Source organism: Variovorax sp. CF079 (assembly GCF_900101545.1).
In the GTDB taxonomy this organism is placed as follows: domain Bacteria; phylum Pseudomonadota; class Gammaproteobacteria; order Burkholderiales; family Burkholderiaceae_C; genus Variovorax.
The window spans coordinates 247,009-271,968 of sequence record NZ_FMZU01000006.1 but is presented as its reverse complement, the minus strand read 5'-3'; the positions used below and the strand labels follow the sequence as shown (position 1 = coordinate 271,968).

The following is a 24,960-nucleotide window of genomic DNA, read 5'->3' as shown; positions in this document are numbered from 1 at the left end:
CCATGACACCGAGGCTCCGATCACTTCTCGTCGTCGGTCCGCCCGAGCATCTCGGGGCGGCCGATATCGCCGCGAAGATGGAAGCGATCTGCGCTGCCCAGGCGCCCCGGAAGTACCGAGTCGTGCTCGATCCGGATTCGGCATTCGAGGATGCACCTGCGACCTGCGAAGCCGAGATCGAGCGCGGCAAGATCGCCCTCTTCGACTCGATCTGGCGGATGGACGATACCGATCTCGCGGGCGTGTTGCTGCCGACGATCGAATCCCATCGATTCGCGTCCGAGCTGGCACCGGTCTCCGAAACGCCGATCGTGAGCATGCTTGACGCCTTGGCGAGGCATGTGTCGAGCCGGTACCCGCGCGTGCGAAGAATCGGCGTGCTCGCATCGGCTTCGGTCAAGTCGCTGGGCCTGTTCGAAAGCCGTTTCGACGGCGGAGCCCTGGAATTGATCTACCCGCGCGCCACGGCGTTGCGGGAGCTCACCGCAACGATCGAAACACTGAGTGCCTCATCCCTCGGGGAATATGCAGTGTCGGCGGCGGATCTTCAGGCTGTCGAGCGCGCGTACGACGACCTTGCGGATCAGGGCGCTGAACTGGTTCTGGTCGGAAGTACCGTGCTGTGCGTCGCAATGGACAGCTTGCACAGCAAGGCCGCGGCGGCCGGCCTTGCGGTCGTCGACTCGAACCAGGTCTACGCCGAGTTCGCCGCAGAAGCCAACCATGCCTCCGGAACGCGGCCGTTCAAGATCGGTGTGCTGGGCGGCGTCGGGCCGGCCGCCACGGTCAGCTTTCTTGACAACCTGGTTCGGGCGACACCCGCGGCACGGGATCAGGACCACCTCAAGTTCGTGGTGGAGCAGAACCCTCAGATTCCAGACCGCACCGAATACCTGATTCGGGATGGTCTCGATCCGACGCTGGCGTTGTATGCCACGTGCAAGAAGCTGCAGGATGCCGACGCCGACATCATCGCGATTCCCTGCAATACAGCCCATGCGTTCGTGAAATACATCCAGCCGATGCTGGACATCCCGATCGTCCACATGCTGCGGGAGACGGTCGAATTCATCACGAGGGAGTACGCGGGCCTCAGGAACATCGGCCTGCTCGCGACCACCGGGACCGTTGCGAGCCGCGTCTATCACGACGAGATCGAACGCGCGATGCGGCAAGTGACAACGCCTGAGCCTGTCGTCCAGCAGCAGATCATGGAGGTCATCTACGGACCCGGAGGCGTCAAGGCAGGCTTCCTGGACGATCACTGCCGGGCCGCGGTAGAGGACGCGATCGGGCACCTGGTGCGTAGCGGTGCAGAGGTGGTGATTCTGGGATGCACCGAGCTTCCGCTGCTGATTCAGCAGAACCTCGACTACGAGGTCCAGGGCAAGCGGGTCCCCGTCATTGACCCGGCCCAAGTGCTGGCCCGGCGATGCATCGAATTCAGTCAATCCGCACGTTAAAACTCTCATGCGCCCGCGCGCGCGGGTCGACCTGTTCTAGTAGCCTCGCGCCCAGTCGACCTGATTCAGCAAGCCTTGGCCTCGCATCGCACGGCGTATGTTCTCCGCAATCTGCGGCGCGGCCGATTCTGGCGAGGTGATGCCGGCGATGTGCGGCGTGATCAGGATGCCGGGGTGGGCCCAGAACGGATGCCTCTCGGGCAAGGGTTCGACCTGGACGACATCGAGCGTGGCCGCGGCGATGCGGCCCTCGTCGAGGGCGCTCAGAAGATCCTGTTCGACAAGGTGCCCGCCTCGCCCCATGTTGATGAGGAAGGCGCCCTGCCTGAAGCTCGCGAACAAGCGCCCCGAGAGGATGCCCTCGGTGGCATCGGTCAGCGGCAGGACATTGATGACGATGTCCACGCCGGCTGCCATCGCGTGCAGGCCGGCGTCGCCGGCGTGGGTCCGGATGCCCGGCAGATCTCTCGCCCTGCGGCTCCAGCCCTGAACGCCGAAACCATCGGCGGCCAGCGCGCTGGCGACGGCGCTACCGAGTTCGCCCAGGCCCAGGACGCCCACGGTGGTCTCGGCATTCGACTTCGGCAGCTCGAAGCGCCATGCGCTTTCCCGCGAATTGCGCTCGAACACGTGGAACCTTCGGTGATAGCGGTACACGGCGGCCTTCGCATACGCGATCATGTGCTGCGTGAGCGTCGAATCGATCGACCGCGACAAGGGCACGCCCGCAGGCAGCATCGCGGGGGAGAACTGGTTGATGCCGGCCGACAGCGAAACCACGGCACGCAGGTTCCTGAACGCCAGCAGGCCCTCCTTCGGCGGCTTGTAGACCAATGCGACATCGATCGCGGCCGGATCCGCGCAATGCGGCCCGACCGTGAAGCTGAAGTCGCCGAGGTGCCGCGCCAAGGCTTCGCGCCAGGCTTGCGGTGAATCGAGGTTGCTGCTGAAGAAGATATGGGGTGCGGTGGCGGTCATCCGGTAGGGAGCGTCGGGCGAATCCACCAATGCTAGGCAGCAGGGAACCAAGCCGGCGCAATAAATCTAAGCCGAGATGCTGAGATTTTTGAAGTCCGCTGCACGCGCGTCTTCCTATGATCGTTCGATCCCATCGCCCGGTTCGCTCATGCCATCCTCGCACCTCCATCCTGAACGCACAGGCTTCAACCAGCCGCTCAGCGGCGACGCCGTGCCGCGTTTCGCGGGCATCGCGACGATGATGCGACTGCCCTTCCAGGAAACGACCGAAGGCCTCGACGCCTGCTTCGTCGGCGTGCCCTTCGACCTCGGCACCTCCAACCGTTCGGGCGCCCGCTTCGGCCCGCGCCAGGTACGCAGCGAGTCCGTATTGCTGCGGCCCTACAACATGGCAACGCGCGCCGCGCCCTTCGACTCGCTGCAGGTCGCCGACATCGGCGACGTGGCCACCAACGCCTACAACATCTTCGACTCGATCGACCGCATCGCCACGGCCTACGACGCCATCATCGCCAACGGCTGTCGCCCCATCAGCATCGGCGGCGACCACACCATCGCGCTTCCTATCCTGCGTGCGATGCACAAGCGCCACGGCCCGATCGGCGTGGTCCACGTCGACGCGCATGCCGACGTGAACGACACCATGGGCGGGGAGAAGATCGCCCACGGCACGCCCTTCCGCCGCGCGGTGGAAGAGGGCCTGCTCGACTGCCGGCGCGTGGTGCAGATCGGCCTGCGCGGCACCGGCTACCACGCCGACGATTTCGACTGGTGCCGCGAGCAGGGCTTTCGCGTGGTGCAGGCCGAGGAGTGCTGGCACAAGAGCCTGGTCCCGCTGATGAAGGAAGTGGTGGAGCGTGTGGGCAAGGGGCCGGTCTACCTCAGCTTCGACATCGACGGCCTCGACCCCGCCTTCGCGCCGGGCACGGGGACGCCGGAGATCGGCGGACTGACGGTGCACCAGGGCCTGGAGATCATCCGCGGCCTGCGTGGCCTCGACCTGGTGGGCGCCGACCTGGTCGAGATCTCGCCGCCCTACGATCCGCACGGAACGACGGCGCTGGTCGGCGCCAACCTCGCGTTCGAGATGCTGTGCGTGCTGCCCGGCGTCGTGTACCGCGACTGAAGCCGAGGCGTGGCGCGCCTATTCGCCGGTTCGCACCTTGCCGAGGATCCAATCGGTGAAGCCCGCGACCAGCGGGTTCTCGCACACTTCGTGGCGGCACACGAGGTAGTACGCGTGCTTGGCCGGAATGCGGTTCTCGAACAGCCGCACGAGCCGGCCTTCGGCCAGGTCGTCGCCCACCAGAAGGCTGTCGCCCAGGGCCGCGCCCTGGCCATGAAGTGCCGCCTCGATCGCGATGTGCGCGTTGCCCATCTCGGTCATGCGAAAGCCGCTGGCCGGCATGCCGGCCGCGAGCAGCCAGCGCGTCCACTCGGTGCCGCCGTCCTCGCACAACAGCATGTGATGCTTCAGGTCGTCGAGCGCGCGCACTCCCAGCGGCCCGTTGATCATCGCGGGGCTGCAGACGGGGAACAACTCGACATGGCTCAGCAGCCGCACCTGCCGCTCGGGCCAGATGCCCGTGCCGTAGCGGATGCACAGGTCGACCGAGGGCAGGTAGACCTCCTTGTCCTCGTTGGAGGCGATCAGCTTGAGCCGCACCTCCGGATGCGCCACCATGAATTCGCCGATGTGACGCGTCAGCAGGCGCGAGGCGAGCCCGACCGGCACCGACACCACCAGGTCGCCCATCATCACGCTGTCGCCCAGCCTGGCGGCCGCGGAAGCAATCATCTGGAAGGCCGCACGGATCGAGGGCAGCAACGCCTCGCCGTGGGGAGTGAGTTTCAGGCGCGTCTTGTTGCGCGTGAACAGCTGCACGCCGAGTGCGTCTTCCAAAGTGCGCAGCTGATGGCTGACAGCGCTCGGCGTCACGCTCAATTCGTCGGCAGCCTTGACCACGGTCAGGTGGCGGGCAGTGGCATCGAAGGCTCGCAAGGCATTGAGCGGAGGCAGCCGGCTGCGCACCGCCAGGCGCTTCGCGATGTCGTGCACGGAGTGTTCTTCTGTGGGTTTGTCCATGGGGGGATGGGATGCCAGCAAGGTTCAGGCCACAACCCTCGTTTCCCCGCAGTTTCGGCAGGGCCGTGTCCTCCGGATGCTGAGATTTTTTGCAGGCAACCCGGTTCTTAATCTCGTTTTCCAGTGCTGGTCATTCTTACTACGATGCAGCCCATTGTCACTTTGTGGTAACGATATGGAAGCGCAAGAAGCGAGTGCCACGCAGCGTCTTTGGGGAGCCCGTTTCAGGTCGGAACCGTCGGCGGCACTGAAGGCGCTGTCGCGATCGGAGCCGAGTTTCTTCAGGCTCGTGCCGTACGACCTGGCCGGCTCCCGCGCCCATGCTCGCGAGCTGCAGCGCGCGGGCGTGCTGAAGGCCGACGAACTGGCCCAGCTCCTCGCGGCCATCGATGCCGTCGAGCGCGAGTACGCCGCCGGCGACCTGCATCCCTCCGAAGCCGACGAAGACGTGCACACCTTCCTCGAGCGCGTGCTGACCCTGCGGCTCGGCGCCATCGGCGGCAAGCTGCGCGCCGGCCGCTCGCGCAACGACCAGGCCGCCAACGACCTGAAGCTGTACCTGCGCGACCGGGCGCGCACCCTCGCCAGCGCCGTGCTCGAGCTGCAGCACGCGCTCGTGGCGCAGGCCGAGCTGCACATCGGCACGCTGTCGACCGGCTTCACCCATCTGCAGCCCGCGCAGCCCATCGTGTTCGCGCATCACCTGATGGCGCATGCCCAGGCCGTCGGCCGCAACATCGACCGGCTGATCGACTGGGACCGCCGCAGCGCACGTTCGCCGCTCGGTGCCGCCGCGCTGGCCGGCTCGGCGATCTGCCGCTCGCCGGAGCTGTCGGCGATGGAGCTCGGCTACGACGCACCGTGCGAGAACTCGATCGACGCGGTCGCGGCGCGCGACCACGTGTGCGAGTTCCTGTTCGTCGCCAGCATGCTCACGGTCGAGCTGTCGCGCCTGTCCGAAGAGGTGGTCCTGTGGTCATCGCGGCAGTTCCGGTGGGTGGAGCTGGACGACGGCTACTGCACCGGCAGTTCGATCATGCCGCAGAAGAAGAACCCCGACATCGCCGAACTGAGCCGCGGCAAGGCCGGCCGCCTGATCGGCAACCTGACGGGAATGCTCTCTGCCCTGAAGTCGCTGCCGCTGGCCTACAACCGCGACCTGGCCGAAGACAAGAGCGCGGCCTTCGACAGCATCGACACCCTGTCGCTGGTGCTGCCGGCCATGGCCGGAATGATCCGGACGATGCGCGTCGATGTCGAGCAGCTGAAGCGCCAGGCGCCGCTGGGCTTCACGCTCGCCACCGAGGTGGCGGATTGGCTGGCGGTGAACGGCGTGCCTTTCAGCGAAGCGCACGAGATCACCGGCGCGCTGGTCAAGGCCTGCGAAGCGAAGCAGATCGAACTGAGCGATGTCTCCGCCCTGCTGCTGGCCGAGGTCGACCCGCGGCTCAAGGCCGCAGTGCTCGAGCACCTGACGCTCGAAGCCGCCGTGTCGGCGCGCCACGGCCAGGGCGGCACCGCGCCGGAGCGCGTGCGCGAGCAGATCGCACGCCTGAAGACCCGGCTCGCGGAACATGGCGCGTGGATCGCCGACTACACGGGGCCGCGATGCTGACGGCCGCAGCAACCGCGCCGCCGGATGCGTCCACGCCGGCCGGCATTTCCCATCTGAAGCATGTGCCGCGCCGCTACTGGGGGCGCTACATCGCCACCACGCTCATCGTGGTGGCGCTGCTGTTCGTGCTCAACGCCTTTGCGCGCGGCAAGATCGAATGGCAGTACGTCGGCAAGTTCCTCACGGCGCAATCGATACTCACCGGCCTGGTCAACACCATCGTGATGAGCGTGCTGGCGATGGGGCTGGGCATCGTGCTGGGCGTGATCACCGCGGTGATGCGCGTGTCGGCCAATCCGGTGCTGAGCTGGGTGGCACGCGGCTACACATGGCTGTTTCGCGGCACGCCCGTGATCCTGCAGCTGCTCCTGTGGTTCAACCTGGCGCTGGTGTTCCCGACCATCGGGATCCCGGGCCTGTGGGAGATGCGCACGGTCGACCTGATGACGCCTTTCCTCGCCGCGCTGCTGGGTCTCGGCATCAACCAGGGCGCCTACACCTCCGAGGTGGTGCGCGCGGGCCTGCTGTCGGTCGACGTCGGCCAGTACGAGGCCGCCAAGTCGATCGGCATGCCGCGCCTGCTCGCGCTGCGCCGCGTGATCCTGCCCCAGGCGATGCGCGTGATCATCCCGCCGATCGGCAACGAGTTCGTCGGCATGATCAAGCTGACCTCGCTGGCCAGCGTGATCCAGTACGCCGAGATGCTGCACAACGCGCAGAACATCTACTACGCCAACGCCCGCGTGATCGAGCTGCTGATCGTGGCCGGCATCTGGTACATCGTGGTGGTCACGGTGCTCTCGCTGCTGCAGTCGCGCGTCGAGTCCTACTACGCACGCGGCGCAGGGCGCGCCGCGGCAAGGCAGTGAGCATGCGCCATACCGATCCCATCGTGCGCGCGGTCGACGTGCGCAAGAGCTTCGGCGACTTCCAGGCGCTGCAGGGCATCACGCTCGACATCGCCGCCGGCGAGGTGCTCTGCGTCATCGGCCCGTCCGGCTCCGGCAAGAGCACCTTCCTGCGCTGCATCAACCAGCTCGAAACCGTGACCGACGGCGCGCTCTGGGTGAACGGCGAGCTGGTCGGCTTTCGCCAGGTGGGCAACAAGCTCTACGCGCTGTCCGAAACCGAGATCGCCCGCCAGCGCCTGAAGACCGGCATGGTGTTCCAGCGCTTCAACCTGTTCCCGCACATGACGGCGCTGGAGAACGTGATCGAGGGCCCGCTGCGCGTGCAGCGCCGCCCGCGCGAGGAGGTGCTCGCCGAAGCGCGCGCGCTGCTCGATCGCGTCGGCCTCGCCCACAAGAGCGAGGCCTTCCCGATCGATCTCTCGGGCGGCCAGCAACAGCGCGTGGCGATCGCCCGCTCGCTGGCGATGCGGCCGCAGCTGATGCTGTTCGACGAGCCCACCTCGGCGCTCGACCCCGAGCTGGTCGGCGAGGTTCTGTCGGTCATGCGCGACCTGGCGACCAGCGGCATGACCATGGTCGTCGTCACCCACGAACTGGGCTTTGCCCGCGACGTGGCGACGCGCGTGATGTTCATGGACCAGGGGCAGATCGTCGAGACCGGCACGCCCGCACAGGTCCTGTCCGCCCCGCAGCATCCGCGCACCCGCGAGTTCATTTCCGCCGTTCGCGGCTGACTTTTTTTCTTTGACCACCTCTGGAGCTCCCGCATGACTTGCCGCCCACTCACACGTCTCAGCCTCCTCGCCGCATCCTTCGCGCTGGTCCTGCCGCTGGCGCAGGCACAAACCGCACGCGCCAAGGGCGCGCCGATCTCCGCCGCGGTGGTCTCCAACTACCCGCCGCTCGAGTTCAAGGACCCGGCCAGCGGCAAGCTGAGCGGCTTCGACATCGACCTGGGCGAGGCACTCGCGGCCAAGCTCGGCACCACGATCAAATGGGAAGAAACCAGCTTCGACCAGATGATGAGCTCGCTCGCCACCGGCCGCGTCGACATCATTCTTTCCGGCATGACCGACTTGCCGGAGCGTCGCGACGCGGTCAAGTTCATCGACTACCTGAAGACCGGCCCGCAGTTCTACGTGACGAATGCGCGGGCGGCCGAGTTCTCCAGCATGACCGCGCTGTGCGGCAAGAAAGTGGGCGCGAGCCGCCGCACCTCGTTCCCGGTCGAGATCGGCAAGTGGAGCGACGCCCAGTGCGTGAAGGCCGGCAAGCCGGCGATCATCGTGACGGGCACCGACGGCTCGGCCGACGCGCGCACCCAGCTGCGCCAGGGCCGCCTCGACGCGGCGGTGCAAGGCGGCGAAACGCTGCCTTACATCATGGGACAGGAGCCGAACACGTACGCGACGGTCGGCAAGCCCTTCGCCTTCCAGTACGTCGGCCTGGCGATCGGCCGCAAGAACGAGGCGCTCGTGGCCGAGCTGAGCGAGGCCATGACCAAGCTCATCGCCGACGGCAGCTACGCGAAGATCGCCGTCAAGTGGGGCCTCGCCGACTACGCAGTGCCCAAGCTGATCATCGACAGCGCCAACTGAAGCGCATGCCCGTGCAAGCGATCGGCGACGCCGCACCGTCCCGTCTCTGGCCCGAAGGCGTGCAATCGAGCGTTGCGCTCGCCTTCGATGTCGACGGCCCCACCGGCAACGCGATGCTCGACGGCTCGATCTGGCGCAATCCTTCCTTCTTCACGCTCGGCGCCTACGGCCCGTGGCGCGCCGTCGGTTATCTACTGGACATGCTCGACGAGTACCGCATGCCGGCGACCTTCTTCGTGCCGACCTGGGTGCTCGAGAACTGGCCGGCGCAGATCCGCGCCATCGTCGAACGCGGCCACGAGATCGGCTACCACGGCCACCGGCATGAGGCCTTCTGGCAGCTGACGCGCGAGCGCCAGCAGGAAGTGATGGCGCTGTCGCTCGCGCTGTTCCGCAAGCACCTGGCCCTCACGCCCGCCGGCTTTCGCACACCCTCGGGCGACTGGGGCGCGGACACGATCGAGATCCTGCTCGACGCCGGCGTGCGCTATTCGAGTTCCATGCGCGGCGATGACCGGCCCTACTTCATCGAGCATGCGGCCAGCGGCCGCAGCCTGGTGGAGATCCCGGGCCGCTGGGAGCTGGACGACTACGCATCGCTGGCCTACCAGCGCAACCCCGACTATCCCGCCGGCCTCGACCGCATCGCGAGCTACGACGCCACCTTCGACAACTGGCGCCGCGAGTTCGACGGCTCGCACCGCGACGGCCTGTGCATGACGACGCTGTTCCATCCGAAGGTCTCGGGCAAGCCCGGACGCATCCTGCTGCTGGAACGCCTGTGCCAGCACATGCGCAGCCGCGAAGGCGTGTGGTTCGCCCGTTGCGGCGAGGTCGCGCAGTGGTGGCGCGAGCAGCATGCCGGCGCGAGGGTGCTCGCATGAAGCCGCCGGCACGCAGCCACTGGCCCGAGGGCAAGCGGATGGCCTTCGTCGTCACGGTCGACTTCTTCGACACTGCCGGCATCCTTGCGCAGGAGCCGCGGATGACGGGGCGCGAGAAGAGCCTGTCGGTGTGGCAGTACGGCGCCAGGCGCGGCGTGGACCGGCTGCTCGGCGTGCTGGAGGAGTTCAAGCTCGGCGCGAGCTGGTTCGTGCCCGGCAGCGTCGCGCTCGAACATCGCGCGACGGTGCGACGCATTCACGAGGCCGGTCACGAGATCGGCAACGCATCCTTCGGCTGCGAGAACTTCGACGCGCTGAGCCTGGCGCAGCAACGCGACAGCCTGCTGTCCGCGCAGGCCGTGCTGGCCGAGGTCATCGGCGAGGCGCCGGTGGGCTTTCGCTCGCCCTTCGGCAACTGGGCGCCAGGCTTCACGCAGCAGCTGCGCGCGGCGGGCATCCGGTGGTCTTCGTCCTGGCGCGGCGACGACCTGCCCTATCTGCATCCGCCCTCGGGCGATGCCGCGCAGGCGCTGGTTGAGATTCCGCTCCACTACGAACTGGAAGACGAGCCCTACTTCGCCTTCAACCTCTATCCGCCGGTGCCGGTGGGCCAGCCGCGCATCGCGTCGTACCGCGAGGTGCTGGGCAACTGGCAGCAGGACTTCGCGGGCTTCCGCCGCTTCGGCCTGTGCCTTCCCTTGCGCCTGCATCCCGAGATCATCGGCACGGCGGGACGCATCGACCTGCTGCGCGAATTCCTCGCCGGCGTGCTGGCGCACGACGACGTGTGGGTCGCGACGGGACGGGATGTCGCCGCGTGGTGGAGCAGCCGTCACACCGGGAACGAGGCCGGCCATCCGGTCGACGTCTTCTCACCGCTTCACGAAGCTTCCGTCGCACCATGAGCGACAGCATTTCCCTGCAGCTGGCGCACTTCTGCGCCGGCACGCGCTACGACGACCTGCCTGCCGAGGTGGTGGCGCGCGCCAAACGCCACATCCTCGATACCTTCGGCGCGACGCTGGCCGGCGCTGCCGCGTTCGAGCCGCGCCAAGTGCAGCAGATGCTCGGCGCCGAACCCAGTGCCGGAACATCGCCGGTGTGGGGCACGACGCGTTCGCTGGGTGCACGCGACGCGGCCTTCGCCAATGGCGTGGCAGCGCATGCGCTGGAGCTCGACGACACCGGCGGTTGCGACCATTCGGGCGCCGTCGTGCTGCCCGCGGCCATCGCGGCCTTGACCGTGCCGGCCGGGCGCGCGCGGCCCCGGCCTGTCTCCGGCCGCGATCTCATCACCGCCGTCGTGCTGGGATACGACATAGGACGGCGCGTGCTCGAGGCCTGCGGCGGCTATTCGGCGCACAACGGCAAGGGCTGGCATTCGACCGCCACCTGCGGCACCTTCGGCGCTGCTGCAGCAGCAAGTCATCTGCTGGGACTCGACGCGGCAGAGACCGCGGCCGCATTCGGCCATGCCGCCAGCTTCAGCAGCGGGCTGTGGGCTTTCATTCACGACGCATCGCAAACCAAGCGCCTTCATGCCGGGCGGGCGGCGGAAGGCGGGCTCACGGCAGCCTTGCTCGCGGCACAGGGCGTCAGCGGTCCGACGCAGGTGTTCGACGATGTGTGGGGCGGCTTCTTCAACGCCTTCGCGTCCGCGTCGAAGCAACCCGAGGCCTTGCTGGCCGAGGCGGGCAGCGTCTGGAAGCTGATGCGCTGCTCGATCAAACCGCATGCTTCGTGCCGCAGCAATCATTCGACCATCGACGCCGTGCTGCATCTGATGGCGGCGAATCCGGGGCTGGCGCAGCAGGTGGGCCGCATCGACGTGCGCCTCAGCGCGTTCGTGCACGACATGTGCGGCGGGCGCGACCTGGCCTCGCTCTCCAGTGCGCAGATGAGCATGCCGTACGCGATCGCCATCGCCTGGGTGTTCGGCGACGCCGGCCTCGCGCGCTATCTCGCGCCGGCACGCAAGGATGCGCGCCTGAGTGCCGCGATGTCACTGGTCCGCCTGCACGTCGACCCGGAGATGGCCGCGCTGGACGAGCCGGTGGTCAGCGTCACGCCCCAGCGTGGCGCGAGCGTTTCGCATCACGTGCCGATTGCGCTCGGCGCACCCGCCAACCCATTGAGCGATGCCGCGCTGCGCGCGAAGTTCAGTGAACTGGCCGCCATTGCGCTGCCGGCCGAGCAAGCCGATGCGCTGGCCGATCGCGTCCTTCACCTCGACGAGCTCGACGATGCCCGCGCGCTGCTGCCTCTCCTGGCCGGCCAGTCCGAACGGCACGAGTTGATTCGCTGAGAGGAACACCCCATGAATAACCCTCCCGAAGGAATCGGCCACGAGGAATGGGCGACGCGCTGCGAACTCGCGGCGCTGTACCGGCTGGTCGCGCACTTTCGCATGACCGACCTGATCGACACGCACATCTCTGCGCGCGTGCCGGGCCCGGAGGCGCACTTTCTCATCAACCGCTACGGCCTGCTGTTCGAGGAGATGCGCGCCTCCGATCTCGTGAAGATCGATCTCGACGGCAACGTGGTCGACGGGCGTGCGCACGGTGCGCCCGATGCGCGCTTCCGCATCAACAGGGCCGGCTTCACGATCCACTCGGCCGTGCACGCGGCGCGCGCCGACCTGCACTGGGTGATCCACACCCATACCGCTGCGGGCGCGGCGGTGTCGGCACAGGAAGCGGGGCTGCTGCCCATCAGTCAGCACGCGCTGAAGTTCCACGGGCGGCTGGCCTACCACGACTACGAGGGCATCGCGCTCGAGCTCGGAGAACGCGAGCGCCTGGTCGCAGACCTGGGGCGCTGCAACGCAATGATCCTGCGCAACCACGGCTTGCTGGTCGGCGGCGCCACCGTGGCCGACGCCTTCCATGAACTCTGGTTCCTGGAGCGGGCGTGCCAGATCCAGGTGAACGCGCTCGCGGGTGGCATGCCGATTCGCACACCGCCCGTCGAAGTGCAGGCCTTGACGGCCGAGCAGTTCGAAAGCGGGGAGTCCGCCGAGATCGTGCAGTTGACCTGGCAGGCGGCGCGCCGGCTCATCGAGGCCCAGGCGGGCCAGTACCAGGCCTGAAGAAACGAACCCATCCACAAAAAGGAAATCGCAGCAATGAAGCACTCCTCCCTTGTCCACGCGCTTCGGGCGTGCACGCTGTGCGCAGGCATCGGCCTGGCGCTGTCGGGACCGCCGGCCGCCCTGGCGCAGATCGCAGCAACGCCTCTGTCGGAAAAGATCAAGGCCACGCGCACCCTCGTCGTCGGCATCGAGTCGACCTATCCGCCGATGGCTTACAAGGATCCCCAGTCCAACAAGCGCATCGGCGTGAATGTCGAGCTGGTGGAAATCATCGCCAAGGAACTGGGCGTCTCGGTGCAATGGGAGGAGATGAGTTTCGAACAGCTCTCGCCCTCGCTGGCGACCGGCCGCATCCACATGATCGGCACGGCGTTCACGGACCTGCCTTCGCGGCGCGAGAAACTCACATTCGTCGACTACCTCGCCACCGGCGCGCAGCCTTTCACGACCAGCGGCAAGAAGGATTCGCTCAAGGCCGCCGGCGATCTTTGCGGCAAGACCGTGGGCGTGCCGCGGACCACCAGCTACTACCCGGTGACCATCGCCTGGAGCGACAAGAACTGCGTCGGCGCGGGCAAGGCCGCCTCCACGGTCAACGGAACCGCCGGCGCCACGGCGACGCGTCTCGACCTCAAGCAGGGCCGGCTGGACGCGGCGGTTCTCGGCCCGGAGTACGTCTCCTATCTGATGAATGAGGAGCCCGGCGTCTACGCCCTGGTCGGCGAGCCCCTGAACAAGACGCTGTTCGGCTTTGCCTTCGACAAGAACGAGCCTGCCCTGCGGGACGCGGTCGCGACAGCCGTGACTGCTGCCATCAAGAACGGGAGCTACAAGCAGGTGCTGCAGAAGTACGGCATCGGGCGGCAGGCGCTCGCGGAAGTCACGATCGACGCGGGCAATTGATGGTATTGCAGCAGGAGCGAAGATGCGTGCGGTAGTTCTTGATCGCACCGGCGAGCCGGAAGTCCTGTCGCTTGCCGGGCTTGCGGATCCTCGTCCGCGCGCAGGGGAGGTCGTCATCGATGTCCATGCGACGGCGTTGAACTTCGCCGACCTGCTGCAGCGGCGCGGAAGCTACGGCACGCCGACGACCTTGCCGGCAGTTCTGGGCATCGAGTGCTCCGGAACGATTCTCGAGATCGGCCCGGACGTGGCGGATTGGGCGGTCGGAGACCGCGTGTGCGCGCTGGTTGCAGGCGGGGCCTACGCAGAGCGTGTCTGCGCGCCGGCAACCCAGCTGCTGCCCGTCCCGCCGATCGTGGATCTGGTGGATGCGGCGGCATTGCCCGAAGCGGCCTGCACGGTGTGGTCCAACCTGCTCGACATTTCCGGGCTCTGCGCCGCAGAGGTTCTTCTGGTTCATGGCGGGGCGGGAGGCATCGGCACCTTCGCCATTCAAACGGCGCGGGCCTTGAATGCACGCGTGTTCGCCACAGCGGGGAGCGCCGACAAGCTCGAGCGCTGCGTGGCGCTCGGCGCCGAGCGCGCCATCTCGTACCGAACGGAGGACTTCGTCGCCGTGGTGAAGAAGGAAACCGGCGGCCGGGGCGCGGATGTGATCCTCGACAACATGGGCGCCTCGTACCTGCCGAGGAACATAGACGCCCTCGCGCCCGATGGCCGCATCGCCATGATCGGCTTGCAAAGCGGCCGGGATGGACAGATACCGCTCGGCAAGATGATGGGCAAGCGCGGCTCTCTTTTCACCACCTCCTTGCGCGACCGGCCGCTGGCGGCCAAGGCACGGATCGTCTCAGGCGTCCGGCGCGCGCTGTGGCCTCATGTCGCGGCAGGCCGGATCTCTCCCGTCATCGACCGCATGTTTCCCCTGGACCGCATGAGCGATGCCCATCGATACATGGAAGAAGGCCGGCATGTCGGCAAGATCGTCGTGCGCATGAAGGATTGAGCTACTTGTCCAGCCCCGCCAGGCATACATACTTGATCTCGAGGAACTCGTCGAGCCCGTACTTCGAGCCTTCGCGTCCGAGCCCCGACTGCTTGACGCCGCCGAAGGGCGCCTCGGCGGTGGAGATCAGGCCGGTGTTCACGCCCACGATGCCGGCCTCCAGTTGCTCGGCCACGCGCATGATGCGGCCGACGTCGCGGCTGTAGAAGTACGAGGCCAGGCCGAACTCGGTGTCGTTGGCCGCGGCGATCGCATCGGCCTCGGTGTCGAAGGCGAAGATCGGCGCCAGCGGGCCGAAGCTTTCTTCGTGCGCCACCAGCATCCCGGGCGTCGCGCCGCCGATCACGGTGGGCTGGTAGAAGTTGCCGCCGAGTGCGTGGCGTTTTCCGCCGGCCAGGACCTTGCCGCCCTTCTTCACCGCATCGGCCACATGCTCCTCGATCTTGGCCACCGCCTTGTCGTCGATCAGCGGGCCCTGCGTCACGCCGGGCTCGGTGCCGGCGCCGACCTTCAGCGCATGGACCTTGACCACCAGCTTCTCGGTGAAGGCCTCGAGCACGCCGCGCTGCACGTAGATGCGGTTGGCGCAGACGCAGGTCTGGCCGGTGTTGCGGTACTTGGAGACCATCGCGCCTTCGACCGCCGCATCGATGTCGGCATCGTCGAAGACGATGAAGGGCGCGTTGCCGCCGAGCTCGAGCGAGAGCTTCTTGATGGTGTCGGCCGACTGCTTCATCAGCGTGCGGCCGACTTCGGTGGAGCCGGTGAAAGTGAGCTTGCGCACGATAGGGCTTCTCGTCATCTCGCCGCCGATCTGGGAGGCGGAGCCGGTGAGCACCGACAGCAGCCCCTTGGGCAAGCCGGCGCGGTCGGCGAGCTCGGCGAAGGCCAGGGCCGAGAACGGCGTCTGCGTCGCGGGCTTGACCACCATCGAGCAGCCCGCGGCCAGCGCCGGGCCGGCCTTGCGCGTGAGCATGGCGGCCGGGAAGTTCCAGGGCGTGATGGCGGCCGTCACGCCGACCGGCTGCTTCAACGCGAGGATGCGGCGATCGGCCTGCGGGGTGGGGATCGTGTCGCCGTAGACGCGGCGCGCTTCTTCGGCGAACCATTCGATGAAGGAGGCCGCGTAGGCGATCTCGCCCTTGCTCTCGGCCAGCGGCTTGCCCTGCTCGGTGGTCATGATGAGCGCCAGGTCGTCGACATTGGCCAGCATCAGGTCGTTGAGCTTGCGCAGGATGGCCGAGCGTTCCTTGGCGGGGCGCCGGGCCCAGTTGCGCTGGGCCGTTTCCGCGGCGGCGATCGCGCGCACGGTTTCGGCGGTGCCGCACTTCGGCACGGTGCCGATCTGCTCGCCGTTGGCGGGGTTGGTGACGGGGATGGTTTCGCGGCTGTCCGCGTCCGCCCATTCGCCGGCGACGAAAACCTGCTGGCGCAGCAGGGTCGGATCCTTCAGTTTCAGCATGCCTGTGCTCCTAGTCTCGGGTTCCAGGGACCACGATAACCACGGCGGCTGCCTGTAAACAGGTGGACGGCGGTATCCCTTAAGGGCAATCCGGTATTCGTCCGGCCATCCGCACCCGATAAGATCGCGGCCCTTGAACTCGGATTGAACACGGAATGACCATGAAAAAACTGCTAGCCTTCACGGCCATTGCCGCCGCGGTCGTCGGCGTCCACGCCCAGGATTTCCCGGGCAGCAAGCCCATCAGCATCGTGGTGCCCTTCTCCGCCGGTGGCCCGACCGACCGCGTCGCGCGCGACCTGGCCGAGGCGCTGCGCAAGCCCCTGGGCGGCGTCAGCATCGTGGTCGACAACGTGCCCGGCGCCGGCAGCTCGATCGGTGCCGCCAAGGTGGCGCGCGCCAATCCGGACGGCTACACGCTGCTTTTGAACCACATCGGCATGGCGACCGTCCCGACCCTGGTGCGCAACGTGCCCTTCAAGGTGGAGAGCGACTTCGAATACCTGGGCATCGTCAACGACGTGCCGATGACGCTGATCGCCAAGCCCAGCATGAAGGCGAACAACTACAAGGAGCTCACCGCCTGGATTGCGGAGAACAAGGGCAAGATCAACCTCGGCAACGCGGGCGTGGGCTCGGCCTCGCACCTGTGCGGCCTGCTCTTCCAGAGCGCGACCAAGACCGAAATGACGCCGGTGCCCTACAAGGGCACGGCGCCCGCGATCACCGACCTGATCGGCGGCCAGATCGACCTCTTGTGCGACCAGACCACCAACACCTCGCCGCAGATCGAAGCCAAGAAGGTCAAGGCCTACGCCGTGACCACCTCGAAGCGCCTGACGACGCCGCTGCTCAAGGACCTGCCGACGCTGCAGGAATCGGGGCTGAAGGACTTCCAGATCACGATCTGGCACGGCCTCTACGCGCCCAAGGGCACGCCGGCCGCGGTGACCAAGAAGCTCAACGATGCGCTCAAGGTCGCGCTGAAGGATCCGGACTTCATCAAGAAGCAGGAAGGCCTGGGCGCCGTGGTGACCGCCGACAGCCGCGTCGAGCCGGGCGAGCACAAGAAGTTCGTCGCCGCCGAAATCGCCAAGTGGAGCCCGATCATCAAGGCTGCCGGCGTCTACGCCGACTGAAATTGATTCCCTCGCACGGCGCGCTCGCGCCGTGCCTTCGAATCCGGATGGAGCGGCCGCAGGTACTCGTGCAAGGCGAGTGCTGCCGCCCCAACCGCCGGCGCCCATTCCCCATGGCGCGCCCCGCGCACCACCGGTGGCGGCATGCCGGCACTCTCGGCATAGCGCCGCACCACCTCGATCGCCCCGTCCAGCAGTTGCGGATTCGCCTGGCATGACTGGCCGCCAACCACGATCGCGCGCGGCTCGAAGGTGACCCAGAGGTTCTGGAGCAGCACGCCCAGGAAGGCCGCGCCGCGCCGCGCGGCGTCGGCGCCCCTGCCCAGCACGCGCGAGCCGAGGAAGGCCTCGGCGCAGCCGCGCCGGCCGCAGGAGCACAGCGGCCCCTCCACCTGCAGGATGGTGTGGCCGATCTCGCCCGCCATGCCGTGCGCGCCGGTGAAGAGGCGGTCGTTGAGCACCACGCCGGCGCCCACACCCACATCGCAGCTCACGAAGACCAGCGGGTCCTCGCCCTCGCCGCCCGCGAACTCGTACTCGCCCAGCGCCGCCGCGTCGGCATCGTTCTGCAGCTGGACCGGCACATCCGCGATGCCCTCCTGCGCCAGCGCCTCGACCAGGCCCGGCAGCAAGCTGACCTCCCGCCACCCGAGGTTGGGGGCGAAGCGCACCTGGCCGGTCGCATCGTCCACCGCGCCGGGCACGCCGACGCCGATGCCCGAGGGCTGAAGCCCCGCGGCGCTCAGGTGCCGGTGTGCGGCGGCCACCATGCGCGCGACCTGCCGGCATACCGCGCGCGGCGCATGCTCGTGCAAGGGCCAGGCTTCCGAATGGAGCAGTTCGCCCAGAAGCGAGACGCACACCACACGCAAGGTCTCGACCGCGATCTCGACACCGACCAAAGCCCGCACGCCGGCGTGGATCTGCAGGGGGATCGAGGGCCGCCCCAGTCCGTCGGCGACGGCCGCGCCAGCCTCGCGCAGCCAGCCATCCTCGAGCAGCTCGCGCACGAGCAGGCTCACAGTGGACTTGGTGAGCCCGCTCTCGGCCGCCAGCCGCGCACGCGACAGCCCTGGCTTGGCGCGCAGGAGGCGCAGCAGCACGCTGCGGTTGATGCGCCTGACCAGCTGCTGGTCGCCTATCGTGGTCATCAAGTAACCTTCGTGCTTCGCACTGCGGTGCGAGCTTGCTTGGGGCGGCCCGGTGCGACGCTCATCCGGCGTGTTCGGCCTGCACCTTGCCTTCTGGCCGCTTGCCCGCAATGATCATTCCCAGCACCTCGTCCTCGGTCACGTCGGCCGTGCGGTAGGTGCCGACCAGGCGGCCGTTCTTCATCACGGCCAGCCTGTCGCTCAAGCCGAACACATCGGGCATGTCGTGGGTGATCAGGAAGATGCCCACGCCGTCGGCCTTGAGCTGCTTCACCAGCCTGCCGACCATCGCGGTTTCTTCCGGGCCCAGCGCGGCGCAGGGTTCGTCCATGATCAGGATACGGGCGTTGAAGTACAGGGCCCGCGAGATCGCGACCACCTGCCGCTGGCCGCCCGACAGGCGCCGCACCGGCACGCGGATGTTGGTGAAGTTCTTGTTCAGGCGCTGGAACACCTTGCGCGCCTGGTTCTCCATGAAGTGGTCGTCCAGCGTGCGCCAGGGCGTGAGCTTCTCGCGGCCGAGGAAGAGGTTGGAGACCGAGTCGAGGTTGTCGGCCAGCGCGAGCGTCTGGTAGATGGTCTCGATGCCCTGCGCCTGGGCCTCCGAAGGCGTGCGGATGTGGACCTGCTCGCCTGCGATCAGCGTTTCGCCCGAGTCGACCGGGTAGGCGCCGGCGAGCATCTTCATCAGCGTGGACTTGCCGGCGCCGTTGTGGCCCAGGAGCGCGACCACCTCGCCGGCATAGAGGTTGACGCTGACGCCGTCCACCGCTTTAACGCCGCCGAAGGCCTTGTGGATGTCGCGCAGCTCGACCAGGGGTTGTGTCGCGGCGCTCATCAACGCTCTCCAAAGTATTTGCGGTAGAGCACGTCGAAGACGACCGCGACGATCAGCACCTGCCCGATGATCACCATACGCTTGCCGATCTGCACGTCCAGCAGCAGCATGCCGCTGTCGAGCGACTGCATGATCAGCGCGCCCAGCACCGAGCCGAAGATCGAGCCGCTGCCGCCGGCGAGCGCAGCGCCACCGATGACGGCCGCCGCGATCACGTAGAGCTCCATGCCGCTGCCGAGCGAATTGGTGCCGGCGTTGAGCCGCGCGATGGAGACGATCGCGGCCACCGTCACCAGCACCGCGAGCAGGGCGAACAGCAGCATCGTCACGCGCTTGACCGGGATGCCGACCAGCGCGGCCGCGTCCGGGTTGCCGCCCATCGCGAACACGTAGCGCCCGAAGCGCGTGCGATGCACGATGAAGGACAGCACGACCGCGACCACGGCCCAGATCAGCACCGGGATCGGGATGCCCTGCGGCTCGGTCTTCGACGAGATCTGGTAGCTGTTCATCGTTGCGGCGAAGGCGAACACGACGGCCACCGGCACGGCCGTGAGCAGCAGGTCCAGCCACAGCGGCTCGACGGGCATCTCGTGGCGCTGGCGCGCGCGCCGCTGCTGCAGCTTGCGCGCGAACAGCACCACGCCCACGACCGCAGCCAGCACCCAGGTGGCCGTGGTGCCGATGCCGCCGTCGTAGCCGCCGCCCAGGCGCTGGAAGAACTCGTCGTTGACCGGCTGCGTCTTGCCGTCGGCCACCAGGAAGGCGGCGCCGCGGAAGGACATGAGGCCGCCCAAGGTGACCACGAAGGAAGGCACGCCCAGCATCGCGGTGAGCCCGCCCTGGTAGAGCGAGACCAGGAGCGCGACCGCCAGGCCCGCGAGGCAGGCCGCCGGCCAGGACCAGCCCGACGTGTACTGCAGGTAGGCGACCAGCACGCCGACGAAGCCCATCACCGAGCCGACCGAGAGATCGATGTGGCGCGCGACGATGACCAGCACCATCACGGTCGCGACGATGCCCACCACGGCGGTCTGCTGCGCGATGTTGTAGAGGTTCTCGGGCGACAGGAAGACGCCGCCCGAGAGCACGTGGAAGACGATGGCCATCACCACCAGCAGCACGCTCATCAGGAGCAGGCGCAGGTCGATGCCGCTCCTGCGCCACAGCCCCGGGGACTGACTCATAGCCCTATTTGCAGGCGGCCGGGGCTTTGTCGCCAGACACGCCCTTGCAGAGCTCGGCCTTCTTGATCCAGCCTTCCTTGACCACCACGTCGAGGTTGTCGCGCGTGATCGGCACCGGCGTGAGGAGGCGCGACGAGATCGCGACCTTCTTCTCGCCGCCGCTCCAGTTGGCGGCCTTCTCCGGCGTCTTGCCCTGGGTCAGGGCGATCGCGGCGGAGGCGGCCTCGCGGCCGAGCTCGCGCGAGTCCTTCCACACCGTCACGGTCTGGGTGCCGAGCGCGACGCGGTTGAGCGCCGCGAAGTCGGCGTCCTGGCCCGATACCGGAATGCCGCGAATGCCCTTGGCCGTGAGCGCCGCCACCGCGCCGCCGGCGGTGCCGTCGTTGGCCGCCACCACCGCATCGACCTTGTTGCTGACCTTGGTGAGGATCTGCTCCATGTTCTTCTGCGCGACTTCGGGCTTCCAGCCATCGGTGTATTCGTCGCCGACGATCTTGATGTCGCCCTTCTTCACGGCCTCGGCGACGATCTCCTGCTGGCCGGCGCGCAGGAAGTTGGCGTTGGGATCGGTGGGCGAGCCCTTGATGAACACGTAGTTGCCCTTGGGCTGCACCTTGTAGACGGCGCGCGCCTGCATGCGGCCGACCTCGACGTTGTCGAAGGTGATGTAGAAGACGCCGGGCGCTTCGATCAGCCGGTCGTAGGCCACCACCGGCACCTTCTGCCGGGTGGCCTTGTTGACCGCCGGCAGGATGGCGTCCTTGTCCATCGCGAGCACGATCAGCGCCTTGGCGCCCTTGGACATCAGGCCTTCGATGTCGCCGAGCTGCTTCTCGGGCGAACCGCCGGCGTCGGCGCTGATGTACTTGGCGCCCAGCTTCTCCAACTGCGCCTTGATCGCGGCCTCGTCGGTCTTCCAGCGCTCCTCCTGGAAATTGGACCAACTCACGCCGACCACCGTTTGCGCAGAGGCGCCGAAAGCGGACAGGGCGAGAGCCAGGGCGGTCAGGGTGCGGTCGAGCTTCATGTGCAGGGTCTCCGAATTAGTTCGAGGGACGAACTATGTCCACCGCGCCGGACGGCGGCCATCCGGGGAATCCCTGCGGGCAAATGGACTACCGGCCTTGTCCTACTTGGGCCGGATCGCGTCCGCCGTGCCCTGGATGAAGGCCTTGATCTTCTCCACGTCTTCGGCGCTCAGCTTGCCGCTGAAGTCGGGCATGCCGCGCTCGACGGCCGGGCCCTTGTAGACGAACTTGTCAAGGTTCTCGATGTAGCTCGGGTTCATGTAGCCCAGGTTGGGGATGTTGCCGCCGCGGTCCACGCCCGGCACGCCGTGGCAGAAGACGCAGTTGCTCACGTAGAGCAGCGTGCCGTCGGGCACCTTGGCCGGGTCGTACTTCACGCCCTGCAGCAGCTTGTCCATGCGGTACTGCACGAACTCCGGCTTGGGCGCATTGGCGCCGACCACGAAGGTGTAGACCGTGCCCGGCCCCTGGCGCTCGGTGGCGCGCGCGGCCAGGCCGTAGACCCCGCCCCAGCCGACCGCGATCGAGACGTACTGCTTGCCGTCGACCATGTAGGTGGCGGGCGCCGCGACCACGCCGGTGCCGGTGGCGGTCTCCCACAGCTTCTCGCCGGTCTTGGCGTTGTAGGCCGCGAAGCGCCCGTCGGCCGTGCCCTGGAACACCAGGTTGCCGGCCGTGGTCAGCGTGCCGCCGTTCCAGGGCGAGACATGCTCGACGCCCCAGGCTTCCTTCTGCGCCACCGGGTCCCACGCGACGAGGCGGCCCATGGGCTTGCTCTTGGGCGGCTCGGCATTGATGAACATGGCGGTGTTCCAGCCGAGCGCTGCATGCGGCCGGGCCGGCATGTTCTCGTTGAACTTCCAGGCCTTGTCGTCCATCAGGCTCAGCGGGATGTTCTGCGCCGGCAGGTAGACCAGGCCGGTCTGCGGATTGAAGGACATCGAATGCCAGTTGTGCGCGCCGAAGGGGCCGGGGATGCTGTCGCCGGGCTTCTCGTTCTGGCGCGCGGCGGCCACCTCGATCGGCCGGCCTTTCTTGTCGTAGCCGGTGGCCCAGTTCACCTCGACGAAATTCTTGGCCGAGATGAACTTGCCGTTGCTGCGGTCGATGACGAAGAAGAAGCCGTTCTTCGGCGCATGCAGGATCACCTTGCGCGGCTTGCCGTCGATCTTCAGGTCGGCCAGGATCATCGGTTGGGTCGAGGTGTAGTCCCAGTTGTCGCCTGGCGTCTGCTGGTAGTGCCAGACGTATTTGCCGGTGTCGGGGTTGAGCGCGACGATCGAGGCCAAGTAGAGGTTGTCGCCGCCCTTGGGGCTGCGCTTGCTGCGCGCCCATGGCGAGCCGTTGCCGGTGCCCACGTACATGAGGTTGAGCTCGGGGTCGAAGGCGAGCGTGTCCCAGGCGGTGCCGCCGCCGCCCGCCTCCCAGTATTTGGCCGAAGGGTCCCAGGTCTTGGCGGCCTTGGCCATCGAGGCGTCCTCGAAGGGCTTGGACGGGTCGCCCGGCACGGTGAACCAGCGCCACTTCTGCTCGCCGGTGGCCGCGTCGTAGGCCGTGATGTAGCCGCGCACGCCGTACTCGGCGCCGCCGTTGCCGATGACCACCTTGCCCTTGAAGACGCGCGGCGCGCCGGTGATGGTGTAGGACTTCGAACGGTCGACGATGGTGTCCTTCTCCCAGACCGGCTGGCCGGTGGCGGCATCGAGCGCGATCAGGCGCCCGTCGTAGGCCCCCACGAACACCTTGCCCTGGTAGAGCGCGACGCCGCGGTTGACCACGTCGCAGCAGCCCTTGAAGCCCTTGGACTTGTCCACCTTCGGATCGAAGCTCCAGATCTTCTTGCCGGTGCGCACGTCGATGGCGTGCACCACGCTCCAGGAGGCGCTGACGTACATGATGCCGTCGACCACCAGCGGCGTGGCCTCCACGCCGCGCGTGGATTCGAGGTTGTAGGACCAGGCGAGGCCGAGCTCCTTCACGTTGCCGGCGTTGATCTGGTCGAGCTTGCTGAAGCGCGTTTCCGCGTAGTCGAGGCCATGGCTGGGCCAGTCGGCCGTCTTCGCGGCGTTGCTGCGGATGAAGTTGCCGTCCACGCGCTGCGTGACGGCCTTGATGTGCTCGGCGGAGCCCTTGGTCTGGGCCGCGGCGGGTGCTGCGGCCAGGCACAGCAGCGCGCCGAGCGCGAGCGCGGCGTGGGTCTTGTTCATCGTGCGTCTCCGGTCGTTGTGTATCGAAGAATGGTGCGCGCGCACGCTTTGTTCACCCTCGGGATTTCCCTAGACCTCGACTGTTCCATTGCGGAACAAATTCAGCCTCCTCGATCACAGGAGACGGCCATGCCCCTGTCCCCCTTCGCCAATACGCGCGCCGAGCGCGTGGCGCTGGCCCGGCAGCAGTTCTTCGAGGAAGGCGTGCGCCCTTCCGGCCTGGTCGGCGAGGCGGTGCTCCAGTCGTGGATGCGCTGCACGCGCGCCCATGCGAACACGCGCCGCGTCATCGCCTTCGACGCCGTCACGCCGAGCCGCCTGCACGGCACGCTGGGCCGCAACCGCGAGCTGCTCGAGGCCGCGCGCCACGAGCTGGCGAGCATGGAGAGCTCGCTCGCCGGCACCGACTGCCGCGTGCTGCTGACCGATGCGCAGGGCGTGATCATGCACGTCACGCACCATCCGGCCGCGGCGCAGCAGCCGATCCTGCAGAAGACCGCTCGCCTGGGCGTCAACATCGCCGAGAGCGTGGTCGGCACCACGGCGCCGGGCATCGTGGCGACCACCGGCCAGGCCTGCACGGTGCAGGGCGCCGAGCACTACTTCGAGTACCTGCGCGAGATGCAGTGCGCGGCGGCACCGATCCGCGACGTGCACGGCCGGCTGGCCGCGGTGCTCGACATCTCGGTCGAGGCGCGGCGCTTCGGCTTCGATGCCGCGTCGATGGTCGCGCTCTACGCGACGACGATCGAGAACCGCCTGCTGCAGGCGCAGTCGCAGGACCGGCTGGTGCTGCGCTTCCAGGCCAGCCCGGCGCTGCTGGGCACGCCGCTCGAGGCCCTGGCCGGCATCGCGCCCGATGGCACCGTGGCCTGGCTCAACACGGCCGGCATGCGGCTGATCGGCCGGCTGCCAGAGTCTGGGGCCTGCGATGCCGAGCAGTTGTTCGGCCTCGACCTCGAGGGCCTGCTGCGCATGACCCGCCACGAGGCCGCGCAGCCGGTGCGGCTCGCAAGCGGGCTCGGCGTCTGGCTGCAGGCCCGGCTGCAGGCGCACGACGGGGTCGATTTCCGGCATGCGGTGAACGTGCCGGCCGAAGCGCCCAACGACTCGACGCCACTCGACGAGGTACAGCCGGTCGCGCCGACCCAGCCGCCCGCCAGCGACGGCACGCTGCGCGGCCACAGCCGCAAGCTGATCGAGGAGACCCTGGCTACGCACTACGGCAACATCTCGCATGCCGCGCGCCAACTGCGGGTGTCGCGCGGCACGCTCTATCGCCGTCTCAAGAGCTGGCAGCAGAACGCGCCTGAATGAAGGTCGGCCTCGCGGCCGGGTTAGCCCGCTCACGCGCATTGGTCACGCCCGATACGATTTTCGGCAAAGCGCAGATGTGTGCTGCGCTGGAGC

General features: G+C 67.7%; 22 protein-coding genes. 14 read left to right on the top strand and 8 right to left on the bottom strand.

The genetic code is table 11. The features are described 5' to 3' along the window. Window positions 1-2: 2 nt before the first annotated feature. Window positions 3-1,463, top strand: coding sequence for a cysteate racemase (locus BLS74_RS10515; RefSeq protein ID WP_170855564.1), 1,461 nt, complete (start codon window positions 3-5; stop codon window positions 1,461-1,463). 36 nt (window positions 1,464-1,499) lie between these two features. On the opposite strand, the gene BLS74_RS10510 is transcribed toward BLS74_RS10515, so the two are convergent. Beyond that, entirely contained in the window at window positions 1,500-2,468 is a 969-nt protein-coding gene (locus BLS74_RS10510) for a 2-hydroxyacid dehydrogenase (protein ID WP_212733653.1), read from the bottom strand. A gap of 121 nt (window positions 2,469-2,589) precedes the next feature. Here BLS74_RS10510 and speB point away from each other — a divergent pair, with 121 nt between their 5' ends. Further along, entirely contained in the window at window positions 2,590-3,567 is a 978-nt protein-coding gene (speB, locus tag BLS74_RS10505; protein ID WP_093105386.1) for an agmatinase, read from the top strand. 18 nt (window positions 3,568-3,585) lie between these two features. Here speB and gcvA read toward each other — a convergent pair whose 3' ends face one another. Further along, complete coding sequence (gene gcvA / locus BLS74_RS10500; protein ID WP_244503824.1) at window positions 3,586-4,527, bottom strand: transcriptional regulator GcvA; 942 nt, start codon at window positions 4,525-4,527, stop codon at window positions 3,586-3,588. Between the two features lie 175 nt (window positions 4,528-4,702). Here gcvA and argH point away from each other — a divergent pair, with 175 nt between their 5' ends. From argH to BLS74_RS10450, 10 genes are read left to right on the top strand one after another with little or no spacing between them, the layout of a single operon-like run. Further along, window positions 4,703-6,142 (top strand): argininosuccinate lyase, encoded by a 1,440-nt coding sequence (gene argH, locus BLS74_RS10495; RefSeq protein ID WP_093105384.1) that lies wholly within the window; start codon window positions 4,703-4,705, stop codon window positions 6,140-6,142. Further along, window positions 6,136-7,011: an amino acid ABC transporter permease gene (locus BLS74_RS10490; RefSeq protein ID WP_093105382.1), complete on the top strand. Its 876-nt coding sequence runs from the start codon at window positions 6,136-6,138 to the stop codon at window positions 7,009-7,011. Before argH ends, BLS74_RS10490 begins: the two co-directional genes overlap by 7 nt. Window positions 7,012-7,013: 2 nt before the next feature. After that, a complete protein-coding gene (locus BLS74_RS10485; protein ID WP_093105380.1) occupies window positions 7,014-7,787 on the top strand; it encodes an amino acid ABC transporter ATP-binding protein in 774 nt (257 codons plus the stop codon). 33 nt (window positions 7,788-7,820) lie between these two features. After that, complete coding sequence (locus BLS74_RS10480; protein WP_093105378.1) at window positions 7,821-8,651, top strand: ABC transporter substrate-binding protein; 831 nt, start codon at window positions 7,821-7,823, stop codon at window positions 8,649-8,651. Window positions 8,652-8,656: 5 nt separating this feature from the next. Then, entirely contained in the window at window positions 8,657-9,535 is an 879-nt protein-coding gene (locus BLS74_RS10475) for a polysaccharide deacetylase family protein (protein ID WP_093105375.1), read from the top strand. Further along, complete coding sequence (locus BLS74_RS10470) at window positions 9,532-10,440, top strand: polysaccharide deacetylase family protein (protein ID WP_093105374.1); 909 nt, start codon at window positions 9,532-9,534, stop codon at window positions 10,438-10,440. The genes BLS74_RS10475 and BLS74_RS10470 overlap by 4 nt, the downstream gene beginning before the upstream one ends. Further along, entirely contained in the window at window positions 10,437-11,840 is a 1,404-nt protein-coding gene (locus tag BLS74_RS10465) for an MmgE/PrpD family protein (protein WP_093105371.1), read from the top strand. The genes BLS74_RS10470 and BLS74_RS10465 overlap by 4 nt, the downstream gene beginning before the upstream one ends. A gap of 12 nt (window positions 11,841-11,852) precedes the next feature. Continuing rightward, window positions 11,853-12,626 (top strand): class II aldolase/adducin family protein, encoded by a 774-nt coding sequence (locus tag BLS74_RS10460; RefSeq protein ID WP_093105369.1) that lies wholly within the window; start codon window positions 11,853-11,855, stop codon window positions 12,624-12,626. A gap of 36 nt (window positions 12,627-12,662) precedes the next feature. Continuing rightward, a complete protein-coding gene (locus BLS74_RS10455; RefSeq protein WP_093105366.1) occupies window positions 12,663-13,532 on the top strand; it encodes a transporter substrate-binding domain-containing protein in 870 nt (289 codons plus the stop codon). A 22-nt stretch (window positions 13,533-13,554) separates the two neighbouring features. Beyond that, window positions 13,555-14,538, top strand: a complete 984-nt coding sequence (locus BLS74_RS10450; protein ID WP_093105363.1) for an NAD(P)H-quinone oxidoreductase — start codon at window positions 13,555-13,557, stop codon at window positions 14,536-14,538. 1 nt (window position 14,539) lies between these two features. Here BLS74_RS10450 and BLS74_RS10445 read toward each other — a convergent pair whose 3' ends face one another. Further along, a complete protein-coding gene (locus BLS74_RS10445) occupies window positions 14,540-16,000 on the bottom strand; it encodes an NAD-dependent succinate-semialdehyde dehydrogenase (protein ID WP_093105361.1) in 1,461 nt (486 codons plus the stop codon). A 161-nt stretch (window positions 16,001-16,161) separates the two neighbouring features. Between BLS74_RS10445 and BLS74_RS10440 the strand changes: the two genes are divergently transcribed. Beyond that, window positions 16,162-17,139, top strand: coding sequence for a tripartite tricarboxylate transporter substrate-binding protein (locus tag BLS74_RS10440; protein WP_093105484.1), 978 nt, complete (start codon window positions 16,162-16,164; stop codon window positions 17,137-17,139). On the opposite strand, the gene BLS74_RS10435 is transcribed toward BLS74_RS10440, so the two are convergent. The 5 genes from BLS74_RS10435 to BLS74_RS10415 form a co-directional block, all read right to left on the bottom strand. Then, window positions 17,127-18,290, bottom strand: coding sequence for an ROK family transcriptional regulator (locus BLS74_RS10435; RefSeq protein ID WP_093105358.1), 1,164 nt, complete (start codon window positions 18,288-18,290; stop codon window positions 17,127-17,129). The two genes, BLS74_RS10440 and BLS74_RS10435, sit on opposite strands and share 13 nt — an antisense overlap. Window positions 18,291-18,351: 61 nt before the next feature. Continuing rightward, window positions 18,352-19,128 (bottom strand): ATP-binding cassette domain-containing protein, encoded by a 777-nt coding sequence (locus tag BLS74_RS10430; RefSeq protein WP_093105355.1) that lies wholly within the window; start codon window positions 19,126-19,128, stop codon window positions 18,352-18,354. Further along, a complete protein-coding gene (locus BLS74_RS10425) occupies window positions 19,128-20,315 on the bottom strand; it encodes a sugar ABC transporter permease (protein WP_093105352.1) in 1,188 nt (395 codons plus the stop codon). The genes BLS74_RS10430 and BLS74_RS10425 overlap by 1 nt, the downstream gene beginning before the upstream one ends. A 4-nt stretch (window positions 20,316-20,319) precedes the next feature. Then, window positions 20,320-21,342, bottom strand: a complete 1,023-nt coding sequence (gene xylF, locus BLS74_RS10420; RefSeq protein ID WP_093105349.1) for a D-xylose ABC transporter substrate-binding protein — start codon at window positions 21,340-21,342, stop codon at window positions 20,320-20,322. 102 nt (window positions 21,343-21,444) lie between these two features. Next, window positions 21,445-23,550 (bottom strand): PQQ-dependent dehydrogenase, methanol/ethanol family, encoded by a 2,106-nt coding sequence (locus tag BLS74_RS10415; RefSeq protein WP_093105346.1) that lies wholly within the window; start codon window positions 23,548-23,550, stop codon window positions 21,445-21,447. 129 nt (window positions 23,551-23,679) lie between these two features. On the opposite strand from BLS74_RS10415, the gene BLS74_RS10410 reads away from it, so the two are divergent. Then, window positions 23,680-24,867, top strand: coding sequence for a helix-turn-helix domain-containing protein (locus BLS74_RS10410; RefSeq protein WP_093105343.1), 1,188 nt, complete (start codon window positions 23,680-23,682; stop codon window positions 24,865-24,867). The last annotated feature ends 93 nt before the right edge of the window (window positions 24,868-24,960 follow it).